13 protein-coding genes are annotated in these 13637 nt (G+C 58.7%); 7 read left to right on the top strand and 6 right to left on the bottom strand.

Annotated features, from left to right (window positions below; translation table 11 throughout):
* Nucleotides 1-1590, top strand: coding sequence for a microcin C ABC transporter ATP-binding protein YejF (gene yejF, locus GO007_RS13540; protein WP_095100683.1), 1590 nt, complete (start codon nt 1-3; stop codon nt 1588-1590).
* Between the two features lie 3 nt (nt 1591-1593).
* On the opposite strand, the gene GO007_RS13535 is transcribed toward yejF, so the two are convergent.
* The 3 genes from GO007_RS13535 to rsuA all read right to left on the bottom strand — a co-directional run bounded on the left by GO007_RS13535 (nt 1594) and on the right by rsuA (nt 4179).
* Complete coding sequence (locus GO007_RS13535) at nt 1594-1938, bottom strand: YejG family protein (RefSeq protein ID WP_095100681.1); 345 nt, start codon at nt 1936-1938, stop codon at nt 1594-1596.
* 328 nt (nt 1939-2266) lie between these two features.
* Nucleotides 2267-3463: a Bcr/CflA family multidrug efflux MFS transporter gene (locus GO007_RS13530; RefSeq protein WP_095100677.1), complete on the bottom strand. Its 1197-nt coding sequence runs from the start codon at nt 3461-3463 to the stop codon at nt 2267-2269.
* A complete protein-coding gene (gene rsuA, locus GO007_RS13525; RefSeq protein WP_095100675.1) occupies nt 3460-4179 on the bottom strand; it encodes a 16S rRNA pseudouridine(516) synthase RsuA in 720 nt (239 codons plus the stop codon). Before rsuA ends, GO007_RS13530 begins: the two co-directional genes overlap by 4 nt.
* A 147-nt stretch (nt 4180-4326) precedes the next feature.
* Between rsuA and GO007_RS13520 the strand changes: the two genes are divergently transcribed.
* Nucleotides 4327-6084 carry a DEAD/DEAH box helicase gene (locus tag GO007_RS13520; RefSeq protein ID WP_095100673.1) on the top strand — a complete coding sequence of 586 codons (1758 nt, stop codon included), beginning with the start codon at nt 4327-4329 and terminating at the stop codon, nt 6082-6084.
* A 137-nt stretch (nt 6085-6221) separates the two neighbouring features.
* Nucleotides 6222-6506 carry a 50S ribosomal protein L25 gene (gene rplY, locus GO007_RS13515; protein WP_095100671.1) on the top strand — a complete coding sequence of 95 codons (285 nt, stop codon included), beginning with the start codon at nt 6222-6224 and terminating at the stop codon, nt 6504-6506.
* Between the two features lie 57 nt (nt 6507-6563).
* Here the strand turns inward: rplY and GO007_RS13510 are convergent, their stop codons facing one another.
* On the bottom strand, nt 6564-7454 hold the full coding sequence (locus tag GO007_RS13510) for a LysR family transcriptional regulator (RefSeq protein ID WP_095100669.1): 891 nt from the start codon (nt 7452-7454) through the stop codon (nt 6564-6566).
* A gap of 106 nt (nt 7455-7560) precedes the next feature.
* On the opposite strand from GO007_RS13510, the gene GO007_RS13505 reads away from it, so the two are divergent.
* A complete protein-coding gene (locus GO007_RS13505; protein ID WP_095100667.1) occupies nt 7561-8874 on the top strand; it encodes a serine hydrolase domain-containing protein in 1314 nt (437 codons plus the stop codon).
* On the opposite strand, the gene GO007_RS13500 is transcribed toward GO007_RS13505, so the two are convergent.
* Nucleotides 8871-9491: an NUDIX domain-containing protein gene (locus GO007_RS13500; protein WP_095100665.1), complete on the bottom strand. Its 621-nt coding sequence runs from the start codon at nt 9489-9491 to the stop codon at nt 8871-8873. The two genes, GO007_RS13505 and GO007_RS13500, sit on opposite strands and share 4 nt — an antisense overlap.
* A gap of 81 nt (nt 9492-9572) precedes the next feature.
* Here GO007_RS13500 and GO007_RS13495 point away from each other — a divergent pair, with 81 nt between their 5' ends.
* The gene (locus GO007_RS13495) at nt 9573-10337 is read left to right on the top strand and encodes a DeoR/GlpR family DNA-binding transcription regulator (RefSeq protein WP_095100663.1); all 765 of its coding nucleotides are present in this window, start codon (nt 9573-9575) and stop codon (nt 10335-10337) included.
* A 41-nt stretch (nt 10338-10378) separates the two neighbouring features.
* Here GO007_RS13495 and yejK read toward each other — a convergent pair whose 3' ends face one another.
* Complete coding sequence (gene yejK, locus GO007_RS13490; protein WP_095100661.1) at nt 10379-11386, bottom strand: nucleoid-associated protein YejK; 1008 nt, start codon at nt 11384-11386, stop codon at nt 10379-10381.
* Nucleotides 11387-11576: 190 nt separating this feature from the next.
* Here yejK and GO007_RS13485 point away from each other — a divergent pair, with 190 nt between their 5' ends.
* Entirely contained in the window at nt 11577-11804 is a 228-nt protein-coding gene (locus tag GO007_RS13485; protein ID WP_015583825.1) for a YejL family protein, read from the top strand.
* Nucleotides 11805-11823: 19 nt separating this feature from the next.
* A complete protein-coding gene (yejM, locus tag GO007_RS13480) occupies nt 11824-13584 on the top strand; it encodes an LPS biosynthesis-modulating metalloenzyme YejM (protein WP_095100659.1) in 1761 nt (586 codons plus the stop codon).
* Nucleotides 13585-13637 lie beyond the last annotated feature (53 nt).

Below are 13637 nucleotides of genomic sequence, written 5' to 3'. Positions count from 1 at the left end.
ATGGCGCAGCCTCTGTTAGAAATCGACAATCTCTCCATCGCCTTTCGCCAGCAGGGCGAAACCCGGACCGTCGTCAGCGAACTGTCGCTGCGCATTGCGGCGGGGGAAACCCTGGCGCTGGTGGGCGAATCCGGCTCCGGTAAGAGCGTTTCCGCGCTGTCGGTGCTGCGCCTGCTTCCCTCACCGCCGGTAAGCTACCCCAGCGGCGATATCCGCTTTCACGGCCAGTCGCTGCTGCATGCCGATGAGCGTACCCTGCGCGGGGTGCGCGGCAACCGTATTGCCATGATTTTTCAGGAGCCGATGGTTTCACTCAATCCGCTGCACACCCTGGAAAAGCAGCTCTATGAAGTGCTCTCTCTGCATCGCGGAATGCGCAAAGAAGCCGCCCGGGGAGAGATTCTCGACTGCCTGGAGCGCGTCGGCATTCGCCAGGCCCCTCGCCGGCTGGCGGACTATCCGCATCAGCTTTCCGGCGGCGAGCGCCAGCGGGTGATGATCGCCATGGCCCTGCTCACCCGCCCGGAGCTGCTGATTGCCGACGAACCGACAACCGCGCTGGATGTCTCGGTGCAGGCGCAAATTCTGCTGCTGCTGCGCGAGCTGAAGCAGGAGCTGAATATGGGCCTGCTGTTTATCACCCATAACCTGAGCATCGTCCGCCAGCTCGCCGACCGCGTGGCGGTGATGCAAAACGGGCGCTGCGTCGAGCAAAACGACTGCCATGCCCTTTTTTCTGCTCCCCGGCATCCCTATACCCGCCGCCTGCTGGATAGCGAACCGGCGGGGCTTCCGGTACCGCTGGCGCCCGATGCGCCGCTGCTGCTCGCCGCCAGCGGGCTCAGCGTCGCCTTTCCCGTTCGTCGGGGCCTCCTGCGCCGGGTGGTTGACCATAATCGGGTGGTTAACGCTCTGAGCTTTCAGCTGCGCGCGGGTGAAACCCTGGGACTGGTGGGAGAGTCCGGTTCCGGCAAAAGCACTACCGGGCTGGCGCTACTGCGCCTGATTGCCTCCGAGGGGACCATTGCCTTTGATGGTCAAACGCTGCAGGGCCGCAGCCGTCGGCAGATGCTGCCGCTGCGCCGCCGGATGCAGGTCGTGTTTCAGGATCCGAACTCATCGCTGAACCCGCGGCTAAACGTTTTACAGATTATTGAGGAAGGGCTGCGCGTCCACCAGCCGACGCTCACCCCCGCCGAGCGTGAACAGGCGGTTATTCAGGTGATGCAGGAGGTGGGGCTGGATGCGCAAACGCGCCTGCGCTACCCGGCCGAGTTTTCCGGCGGCCAGCGGCAGCGTATCGCCATCGCCCGGGCGCTGATCGTCAAACCTCAGCTTATCGTCCTGGATGAGCCGACCTCTTCGCTGGATAAGACCGTACAGGCGCAAATCTTAGCCTTGCTGAAAGCTTTACAGCAAAAGCACCAGCTGGCCTATATTTTTATCAGCCACGATCTGCGCGTCGTGCGAACGCTATGCCATCAGGTGATGGTTCTGCGGCAAGGAGAGGTGGTCGAACAGGGAGAGTGCGAGCGCGTATTTACCGCTCCGCAGCAGGAATATACCCGCCAGCTGCTGGCGCTGGGCTGACGGTCAGAACGGGTTGTTACCGGAGAAGGGTTCGGCAATGGCTACGCCGAAATTTTTCAGACGACAGGTGGCGGCAAACTCGTCCTGCATGCTGACAAACAGGCACGGTTCCCCTTCACACTCAACGATTGAGCAATCGACTTCGATGTCGCTGAGCGCCTGGCTAAGCTTATGCATAACCGGCCACGCTTTCTCGCCGTCCGGGCTCAGTAATTTCAGCGCCACGAGGCTATTCTCGCTCTGCACGCCGTTTTGCGGAATCGGTTCAACTCTTGAACCCGCAAAACCGGCCAGCCAGCGATAGCTTTGCGGCAGTCGGTGTACGATAGAGAGTTGTTGTGTATTCACCTGGTTTTCCCCGGAAGCAAATGCTTCACAATAAATTTACATCAATATTAACACATTGTTGACAAATAGTCCTGTATCAGCGTGGAAAACGTTTACACCGGCGTGCGCCAGAGTTAACCGCTTATTATCCAGAACTTTATAGTTTCGCTGAGGAACCGATCGGGGCTATATGTACCCGTTTCTGTGATCCAAAACAACTTTTTTATCGCAACATTGCGACTTTTTACACTAATTGATTTTACATAAAAGAAACAAATAGCAGAATAATGAAGCCCGCTGCGGTTGATATGCATCAAAAAAGGGGCTGAAATAGCCCCTTAAATGAGATTCAAAGCGCGACTTTTCGCCGCCGGCTGGCGTAGAGGTAGAAGAGAATGGAGCTGCTGGCGCAGAAAGCGATAGAGATCAGCATCGGCCAGGCGGTGGTGAAGGTCGCCATCGACAGCAGCGCGCCGACAATCGCGCCGATCCCGAAGCGGAAGGTTCCCGCCAGCGAAGAGGCCGTTCCGGCCATATGCGGGAACTCATCGAGAATGACGGCCATCGCGTTCGAGGAAACCATCGACACGCAGCCGATAAACGCGGCCACGCCGAACACCAGCGCCCAGAAGCCGACATCAAACAGCGCGCAGACCACCATCCACACGGCCATCGCGAACTGGATCCACAGCCCGGCGCGGAACATATTCAGCGCCCCAATCCGCCGGACAAAACGGCTGTTTATCATGGTCATGACGAACAGGAAGGCCACGTTGAGCGCAAAGTAGTAGCCGAAGTGCTGCGGCGAGACGTGGTTAATATTGATATAAACAAACGGGCCGGCGCTCAGAAATGAGAACATCCCGGCGAAGCTGAAGCCGCTCGCCAGCATATAGCTCAGCACGCGCTTGTGGCGGAACAGGGTAGCAAAGTTGCCGAGCGTGGTACGCACATGAAACTTCTGCCGCCGCTCCGGCGGCAGGGTTTCGCTAATGAAGAACGCGATCATCGCCGAAGCCAGCAGCGCCGCCACCGCAAGGATCCAGAAAATGGCGTGCCAGCTGAACCACACCAGCACCGCCCCGCCCACCATCGGCGCGACCAGCGGGGCGATGGTGGTTACCAGCATCACGAACGACATCATCCGCGAAAACTCTTCTTTCGGATAAATATCGCGCATCAGGGCGTTAATCACCACGCTCGCCGCCGCCGCCGCGAGGCCGTGAAAGAAGCGCATGGTAATCAGCATTTCGATGGTCTGCGACAGCGCGCAGGCCACCGCGGCGGCGGCAAAAATCAGCGTCCCCCCGAGGATCACCGGCTTACGCCCGATGCTGTCGGCCATCGGGCCGTACAGCAGCTGGCCAAAAGCAAAGCCCAGAATATAGGTGCTAAGCGTCATCTGCGCGCTGCCGTCCGGCACGTTAAACTGCGCCGAGATCACCGGCAGAGCCGGTAGATACATATCAATCGACAGCGGCATGAGCATGGCCAGCAGGCCAAGAATAAACACAATCCCCAGGGAAGAATTCTGCTTTGCCGTCACGTTTTACTCCGCGCATGCTGAACGCCAACGCTGGCAATCTCTTCTTCCGTCAGCGGGCGATACTCGCCGGGCTCCAGAGAGTCGTCCAGCGCGATAGCGCCAATTCGTTCACGATGCAGGCCGACAACGTGGTTGCCCACGGCGGCAAACATCCGCTTAACCTGATGGTAGCGCCCTTCGCTGATGGTCAGCCGAACTTCCGTGGGAGTCACCACTTCGAGAACCGCCGGCCGGGTCAGCTCTTTTTCATTATGCAGCTGAACGCCCTGCGCAAACTGCTCCGCGGTGTGTTCGTCCACCGGGTTTTCCAGCGTCACCAGATAGGTTTTTTCGCAGTGATGGCGCGGAGAGGTAATACGGTGCGACCACTGCCCGTCATCGGTCATCAGCACCAGACCGGTGGTATCGATATCCAGACGACCTGCGGCATGCAGCTTATGCGCCACCGGGACATCAAGAAAATAGAGCACCGTCGGGTGATCCGGATCGTCGGTAGAACAAACGTAACCCTGCGGCTTGTTAAGCATAAAGTAGCGCGGGCCGTTCTGCTGGGTAAGCGCATTGCCGTCATACTCAACGTCATGCTCCGGCTGGAGCTTGAACGAAGCGTCTTTCACGATTTCACCATCCACAAGAACGCGGCTGCTGCGGATTTCACGTCCGGCAATAGCCCTGCTGACGCCAAGTTGCTGAGCGATAAACTTATCAAGTCGCATGAGATTTTTTTAGCCTGTAATAATGCTGGAGCGGGCAAGCGCCCGAAAAAGAAGAAATTCATTGGCTAGTATAACGGGCTCTTAACGCCACTCAAGGGAAAAGATTCATGGCATACTATTTGCGAGTTAATTAACGCCTGTGAAGCCATGAATTTTACATTACGCCCCTACCAAAAAGAGGCGGTCGATGCCACCTTAGCCTGGTTTCGTCGCCACCATGAGCCCGCCGCTATCGTCCTGCCGACCGGGGCCGGCAAAAGCCTGGTCATTGCCGAGCTGGCGCGCCTGGCCCGCGGCCGCGTGCTGGTACTGGCGCACGTCAAGGAGCTGGTGGCGCAAAACCACGCTAAATATCTTGCCCTTGGGCTGGAAGCCGATATTTTCGCCGCTGGGCTGAAGCGCAAAGAGAGCCACGGTAAGGTCGTTTTCGGCAGCGTACAGTCGGTTGCCCGCAACCTTGAGCAGTTCCAGGGGGAGTTTTCGCTGCTGATCGTCGATGAGTGCCACCGCATCAGCGATGACGACGATAGTCAGTACCAGCAAATCATCGCCCACCTGCGGCAGGTCAATCCGCAGCTGCGCCTGCTTGGGCTCACCGCCACGCCGTTTCGCCTCGGTAAGGGCTGGATCTATCAGTTCCATTATCATGGCATGGTGCGCGGCGACGAGAAGGCGCTGTTTCGCGACTGCATTTATGAACTGCCGCTGCGCTACATGATTAAACACGGCTATCTGACGCCGCCGGAGCGGCTCGATATGCCGGTAGTGCAGTACGATTTCAGCCGCCTTCAGGCGCAGAGCAACGGCCTGTTCAGCGAAGCCGACCTCAATCATGAGCTGAAAAAACAGCAGCGCATTACGCCGCATATCGTCAGCCAGATCGTTGAGTTTGCCCAAACGCGAAAAGGGGTGATGATTTTCGCCTCTACGGTGGAGCATGCGCGGGAAATCACCGGCCTGCTGCCCGCAGGTGAAGCCGAGCTGATTACCGGCGAAACGCCGGGGCCGCAGCGCGACCGCATTATTGAATCGTTTAAAGCCCAGCGGTACCGCTATCTGGTCAACGTGGCGGTGCTGACCACCGGCTTTGACGCCCCGCATGTCGATCTTATCGCCATTCTGCGCCCTACCGAATCGGTCAGCCTCTATCAGCAGATCGTTGGCCGCGGCCTGCGCCTGGCGCCGGGGAAAACCGACTGCCTGATCCTCGACTATGCCGGCAACCCGCACGATCTCTACGCGCCTGAAGTCGGGACGCCGAAAGGCAAGAGCGACAACGTGCCGGTGCAGGTATTCTGTCCGGCCTGCGGTTTCGCCAATACCTTCTGGGGCAAAACCACCGCCGACGGGACGCTGATCGAACATTTTGGCCGCCGCTGTCAGGGCTGGTTTGAAGATGATGAGGGCCATCGCGAGCAGTGCGACTTTCGTTTTCGCTTTAAGAACTGCCCGCAGTGTAATGCGGAAAACGATATCGCCGCCCGCCGCTGCCGCGAGTGCGACACGATTCTCGTCGATCCTGATGATATGCTGAAGGCGGCGCTGAAGCTCAAAGACGCGCTGGTGCTGCGCTGTAGCGGCATGGATCTGCAGCACGGCGCCGACGACAAAGGCCCGTGGCTGAAAATCACCTACTACGATGAAGACGGTGCCGACGTCAGCGAGCGCTTCCGCCTGCAGACTCCCGCCCAGCGCACCGCGTTTGAACAGCTGTTTATTCGCCCGCACACCCGCACGCCCGGCGTGCCGCTGCGCTGGATAACCGCTGCCGATATCCTTGCCCAGCGGGCGCTGCTGCGCCATCCGGACTTTGTCGTCGCCCGCATGAAGGGGCAATACTGGCAGGTGCGGGAGAAAATGTTCGACTACCAGGGACGCTTTCGCCGGGCCAACGAACTGCGTTAATCGGCATTAAGGCTGAGGTTTTGATTGCCGTAAAAACCTCTGGCGGCTATAATGCCGCCCGCTTTTGCATTCGCGAAGCAGATCATCTGCCTGCTGCTGGGTCGCCTGTAGCAGGATTTAAATATAGAGAGACATCAATGTTTACTATCGACGCAGAAGTACGTAAAGAGCAGGGTAAGGGTGCGAGCCGCCGCCTGCGTGCAGCTAATAAATTCCCGGCCATCATTTATGGCGGCGAAGCTACTCCGGTAGCAATTGAGCTGGACCAGGACAAACTGTGGAACATTCAGGGTAAAGCTGAGTTCTACGGTGAAGTTCTGACCATCGTTATCGATGGCAAAGAAGAGAAAGTTAAGGTTCAGGCTGTTCAGCGTCACCCGTTCAAGCCAAAACTGTCTCACATCGACTTCGTTCGCGCTTAATAGCCGATAGCAGTTGTTGTATGAAACGCCCCGGTCCGCAAGGTCCGGGGCGTTTTGTTATGTGCTTTGCGCCCACAGCGCCGGCGCTAAATCGATAACCGTCTTCAGGGCCTGGTGCTTGTTCATACCCGGCTGCCAGAGCATCACCATCGTGACGTTCAGCCCCTGACTGCCGACCTCGGTTTCGATTTTACTCACCCCATCCCAGCTCTGCGCCTGGAAATGATCGGCCAAAAATCCCCACCCCTGCCCCTGCTGCATGGCGTGACGCAGCAGCGTGATTTCATTCATGTACTGCGTATGGCCGGAGATTTGCAGCCGTCGGGCGATCTGATCGTCAGAGCGGCGATGCATCACCAGCTGAGGCACCAGCGCCAGGTTCAGCAGCGTCAGCGGCCTCGCATAGCCGGCAAACAGCCGCTCTGCGGCATAAAATCCCAGTTCAACGGTGCCCAGCGCGCGCCACTCCATCTCGCTGCCAAGGGTGCGGTTATTGGCCTGGCATATCGCCAGGTCGGCATGGCCGTCGGCCAGCGCCTGTTCAGCCTCGCGACGCGATGCGCTCCAGTAGCTCATCCGCAGCTGGCGCTGCGCAAGATTATCGGCCAGGGCGCAGAGAAAGCCGCGCGGCACAAAGGGGTCATACGCCACCCTCAGCTCCTGCCAGGCCGTGCCCGGCAGCGTCCGGGCGAAGGATTCAAAGGCCTGCGCCTGGCGCAGCAGCAGGTGCGCCTGGCGAAAAAGCTGCTCCCCTTCCGCGGTTAGCGCCAGGCTACGACCCTGCCGCAGGAATAGCGCGAAGCCCAGCGCATCTTCCAGATAATCCAGCAGATCGCGCAGCGTGGTGCGATCTTTGCCAAGGCGAATCGCCGCGCGCGACAGCGAGCCCGTTTCGGCGATGGTGGCAAAAGCCTCAATTTGCGCAAAAGAGTACTGCAGCGTTTTCATACCTTCCCATCCTTGCGGGGGAAAATCCCCCATCGGCTGATTTTAGCCTGCTCCCGATGATTTATATACTGCGCATCGGGTTGTGATGGCTAATAAGGAATTCCTGATGACAAGTATAAAAACGATCAAACCGCTGGCGCTGGCGCTGATGCTCACCGCCCTGCCCGGCGTCGCGCTGGCGCAGGCCCAGCCGCAGCGGGCATGCGGCGGCGTGCTGCTCGATACCTGCCCGACGCCGTTTGATAAAACGCTGCCTGCGGCAAAAGAGATGCTCAGCTGGGATCAAGCCGATCGGGTGGTTGGTTTTCGTAACGACTATCGTAACTATGCCGGGGACGTCTTTCACCACGGCGCCGCCGCTGCGCTACAGCAGGCAGACAGGCCCCTGACCGACGCCAGCTATACGCTGAACGGCCAGACGTGGCACCTGCAGGACTACCTGAAGCGCGAAAATGTGACCGGCCTGCTGGTGTTAAAAGAGGGCAAAATTGCCTATAAGTACCTTGGCGCCGGCAACACCGACACCACGCTGTGGACGTCGCGCTCGGTGGGCAAAGCGGTGGTCTCCACGCTGGTCGGTATCGCCATCCAGCAGGGGAAAATCCACTCTTTGGATGATCTGGTTACCGATTATGAACCGGAGCTGAAGGGCAGCGCCTGGGACGGCGTCACCCTGAAGCAGCTTATCCAGCACACCTCCGGCGTCGAGTGGAATGAAGATTACACCAATCCGCAGTCCCACTTCGCGCGGCTGACCCAGTGCGAGGCGCATCCGGGAGCCTACGACTGCGTACGTAAGATCGTCGCCTCTCTGAAACGCGCGCATCCGGCCGGAGAGCAGTGGTCCTACTCCTCCGGCGGCGCGTGGCTGCTGGGGGATATCGTGGAGCGAGCAACCGGCATGTCGCTTGCCGCCTGGCTGGAACAGACGCTATGGCAGCCTGGCGGCATGGCCCACGATGGCGTGTGGCATGCCTATCAGCAAGGGAAGCATGATGTCGGCGCCCACGGCTTCAACGCCACGCTTGAAGACTGGGGACGTTTCGGTGAGTTTGTTGCCCGCGACGGACGCCTGCCCAACGGCAAATCGCTGGTGCCTGACGGCTGGTTCGATATGGCCGCCGACTGGACTCAGGCACAGAACTCGGTCTCCGCGGCGCACCCGGACGGAATTTACGGATTCCAGTGGTGGAATAACGCGATTCCGGCCAATGCCAAAAACGTCGAACCTACGGCTCAGCAGGGGCTGAAGGATTCCCTGTGGGCGCTCGGCATATATGGCCAGGTGATTATGGTCAATCGCGCTGAGCATCTGGTTATCGTCCAGTGGTCAACCTGGCCGCAGGCGGAGCCTTCGTTTAACGCCCAGCCGCTGGAGGCCGCGCTGATGTACAGCGCTATCGCCCACCAGCTACGCTAGACCGTGTCGCTCTTTGCCCGTTCTGCGGCAAGGAGCGATGCTGAATTGAGCGCAAGGTGCTGCAGCAGCATAATGGTTTTGGCATCCACGATCTCGCCGTCGCGTATTGCCTGCAGCGCCTGCTCCAGCGGCCACTCCAGCACTTCGATATCTTCCCCTTCTTCCGCCAGCCCGCCGCCGCTACTTTGCCGGTCGTCAGCCGAATATTCGGCAATAAAAAAGTACAGCTTTTCCGTGACCGAACCGGGGCTCATATAGGCCGTAAAAACGGGCTCGATGCGGGTCACCCGAAAGCCCGTCTCTTCCTGCGCTTCGGCGATAATTCGCTCTTCCGGGGAGGCGTTATCCAAAAGCCCGGCGGCGGCCTCGATCAAAAATCCGCTATGGCCGTTAATCCATACCGGAAAGCGGAACTGGCGGATGAGAACCACGGTTTTTTTCTCGCGGTTGTAGAGGAGAATAACGGCACCGTTCCCGCGGTCGTAGGCTTCGCGGCTCTGTTCCTGCCAGCGCCCGTCCCGCCGCAGCAGTTCGAAGGTATATTTTTTTAGCGTATACCAGTTATCGGATAGCAGCGTTTCGCGGATATTGCGAACGTATGGTGCGTCAATGTGCATGTTTTGCTCCTTACCAGGTGACAGAAAGCACCATAACATGCACAATCATGCACAAACAAGATCAAACATGAAGGAAAACGCATGCTCGCCAGCCAACGAAAGCAGCTCATTTTGCAGATTCTTAGCGCCGAGAAACAGGTCATGTCGGGGGAGCTCAGCCAGCGCTTCAGCGTCTCGGAGGATTCCATTCGTCGCGATTTACGCGAGCTGGCGGCGGAAGGGAAGCTGCAGCGGGTTCACGGCGGCGCGCTGCCGGCTTCGGCCGCCGTTGCCCCGATCGCGGCCCGCAGAAACGTGCAAATCGATTCCAAGCAGGCGATTGCCCGCCGGGCGGCGGCGTTAATTCAACCAGGCCAGGTGGTTATCGTTGACGGCGGGACCACCACCACCGAGATGGTGAAGCTTTTGCCCGCCGATTTAGCCTGCACCATCGTGACCCATAGCCCCGGCATCGCCGTCGCGCTGGTCGATCGGCCGCTGGTTGAGGTGATCCTGATCGGCGGGCGCCTGTTTAAACATTCGCTGGTCGCCGTCGGCGCCGCGGCGCTGGAAGGTATTGCGCGGATCAACGCCGATCTGTTCTTTATGGGCGTCACCGGGGTACACCATCAAGCGGGTTTCACCACCGGGGATTATGAAGAAGCGGGCATCAAGCGGGCGCTGGCCGCGCGGGCGGCGGAAACCATTGTGATGGCCTCGCGGGAGAAGCTGAATTCGGCATCGGCTTTTGCCATCGGCGAGCTAAGCCTTGCCGGCACGCTGATTGTCGATAGCCCGGTGGATGAGATGCTGCAAGCGCGGCTGGCGCAATGTGGAATTGAAACGATCCGCGCCGACGCGCAGTAAGGGAGAGAAATCCCCCCGGCCTGCGGCCGAGGGGATTAGTTTCAGCTTCCGCCGGAAGTCCGGCGCTGCAGCTGATCGCGCAGATTCGGCGGCGTGCCTTTGATGGTCAAGGTATCCGTCGCCGGGTCCCAGAACACGCGCTCGCCGAGCAGCATGGCATCAAAGTTGATCGTCAGCCCGCCGCCGCTGCCGGCAAACTTAGTTAACTGCCGCAGAGTGCTGCGATCCGCCGGGAAGCTCTCTTCCAGCTCATACCCTTGTTCAGCGGTAAACTCCTGGAAACTCTTCTCGCTCACCCCCGCCAGCTCTTTAGAGAGCGATTCGAGCTCAATCTCTTCTCCGGACTGAAGCTGCTCGCTGCAGTAGGCGTAAACCTGCTGACGCACGTTCTGCCGCTCGGACTTATCCAGCTGCGCGTCGGCGGCAAAATCATCCACCGCCTGCAGCAGGCCGCGGTTCTGCGCTTTGGCGTTCAGCCCTTCGCTGGCACCGAGGAAATCCATAAAGAAATCGGCGACTTTGCGCCCTACCCGGCCTTTCAGGAAGGTCAGATAGCGGGTCGATTCCGGGTTCGTCTCCCATTCGGTTAAATCAATGCGCGCCACGATGTCGGCATGATTGATGTCCAGATAGTGGGTGGAGCGGATATCCAGCTCTTCGTTGACCCGCATGCTGCTCAGGTTGTTGAGCACCGCCACCAGCAGATACTCAACCGCCAGATAGCGATACTGGCAAAACAGAACGATCCCGCCTTCTGCGAAGGGATACTTCGCCAGCTCGTCGCGCAGACGACCGGTCGCCGCGCGGCTGAACGGCAGAAAATCTTCTTCACCTTTGCGCTGCAGGCGCAGCGCCTGGGCCAGCTCGCTCTCTTCATTAAACAGGCCATAGGCCTTGTTTTTTGCGCTGTAGACACGATGCAGCTCGGCCATCATCTCCACGACCGTCGCATTAGGCTCCAGCAGCGAATCGCGCAGCACCAGCTCAAGGTTTTGTTCATCACGTTTAATTAACTGATGCAGGGCAATCTGGTCGATATCCAGACTCATGTTAAACTCTCCTTTTAGACCGGGCGGTATTCAACCACCGCCGGGACGGCGACGCAACCGGCGCGTGACTCTTCGGCTAGCCGAGACTCGCGATCCTGCGCGCTTTTGCGCCGTGGCGAAAAAATGCGGAAAAAAAGCTGCTGCTACGGTAATATGTTGCCCTTTCACGAACAAACAGATTTTGACTTTTATGCCGCAATTATCCCGCTATAGTGATGAACACGTCGAACAGCTGCTCAGCGAGCTGACCAACGTGCTGGAAACACACAAAGCCCCCGTTGACCTTTCACTGATGGTGCTAGGCAATATGGTGACCAACCTGATCAATAGTAGCGTCGCGCCGGCGCAGCGTCAGGCGATCGCCCGTTCTTTTGCCCAGGCTCTGCAGTCCTCAATCAACGACGACCCGGCGCACTAAGGATAACCAACAACTTTATATGGTGACTCTTCGTCAGCCCTACCGAGAAAAAGTCTCCCAGATGGTCAGCTGGGGGCACTGGTTCGCCCTGTTCAACATGTTGTTGGCTATGGCGCTCGGCAGCCGCTATCTTTTTGTCGCCGACTGGCCAACGACGCTGGGCGGACGCATTTTTTCGTATGTCAGCCTCGTTGGTCACTTCAGTTTTCTGGTCTTTACCAGCTACGTACTGATTCTCTTTCCGCTGACCTTTGTCGTGATATCACAGCGGCTTATGCGCTTCCTGTCGGTCATTCTGGCCACGACAGGGATGACGCTACTGCTGATTGATAGCGAAGTTTTCACCCGCTTCCACCTGCATCTCAACCCTTTCGTCTGGGAACTGGTTATCAACCCGGATCAGAACGAGATGGCGCGTGACTGGCAGCTGATGTTTATCAGCGTGCCGATTATCTTCCTGCTGGAAATGCTTTTTGCGACCTGGAGCTGGCAGAAGCTGCGCAGCCTGACGCGCCGCCGCCACTACGCGCGCCCTGTCGCCTGGCTTTTCTTTATCTCTTTTATCAGCAGCCACCTGATTTATATCTGGGCTGACGCGAATTTCTATCGTCCGATTACCATGCAGCGGGCGAACCTGCCGCTCTCCTATCCGATGACCGCCCGCCGCTTCCTTGAGAAACACGGCCTGCTGGACGCGCAGGATTACCAGCGTCGCCTGGTGGAACAAGGCGCGCCGGAAGCGGTCTCCGTGCAGTATCCGCTGAGCGATCTGCGCTATCGCGACCTCGGCACCGGCTATAACGTGCTGCTGATTACCGTTGATAACCTGAACTACTCGCGCTTCGAGAAGAACATGCCGGAGCTTGCCGGCTTCGCCAGGGATAGCGTCAACTTTACCCAGCATATGAGCTCAGGTAACAGCACCGATAACGGTATTTTTGGCCTGTTCTACGGTATTTCACCGGGCTATATGGACGGCGTGCTGTCGGCCCGTATTCCGGCAGCGTTGATTACCGCGCTCAACCAGCAGGGCTATCAGCTGGGCCTGTTCTCTTCCGATGGCTTCAGCAGCCCGCTCTATCGCCAGGCGCTGCTGTCCGACTTCTCGCTGCCGGTAGCCAAAACGCAAAGCGATGAGCAGACGGCAAACCAGTGGATTGGCTGGCTGAATCGCTACGCTCAGGATGAAAACCGCTGGTTCTCGTGGGTTTCGCTCAACGGCACCTCGCTTGACGATGGCCAGCAGCAGAACTTTGTGCGCCGCTATAGCCGCGCGGCGGGCGAGGTCGATACGCAAATCGGCCGTGTGCTCAGCGCCCTTCGCGAAGCGGGCAAGCTGGATAATACGGTGGTTATCGTCACCGCCGGTCACGGCATGCCGCTTAATCCGCAGCACGGCAAGTTTGACTGGTCGAGAGACCAGCTGCAGGTTCCGCTGGTGATTCATTGGCCGGGCGTTCCGGCGCAGACTATCGCGACGCTGACCGATAACAAAGATGTGATGACCACGCTGATGCAGCGTCTGCTGCACGTCTCTACCCCGGCGAACGAGTATTCGCAGGGCGAGGACCTGTTTAGTCCGGCACGTCGCCGCAGCTGGGTCACCGCGGCGAACGGCGATACGCTGGCGGTCACCTCGCCGGAAGTCACCGTGGTGCTGAACCACAACGGAACCTACAGCACCTGGAATAGCGACGGTAAGAAGATCGACAATCGCAAACCGCAGCTCAGCCTGCTGCTGCAGATCCTGACGGATGAAAAGCGCTTTATCGCTAACTGATTGATTAATTATGAATCAATTGGTCGCTCCCCCGCTTGCATTCGCCTGGGGAA

The sequence above is a fragment of the Klebsiella sp. 10-1 genome, from assembly GCF_009758445.1.
Classification (GTDB): domain Bacteria; phylum Pseudomonadota; class Gammaproteobacteria; order Enterobacterales; family Enterobacteriaceae; genus Klebsiella; species Klebsiella scottii.
This window is presented reverse-complemented; position numbering and strand designations above follow the sequence as displayed.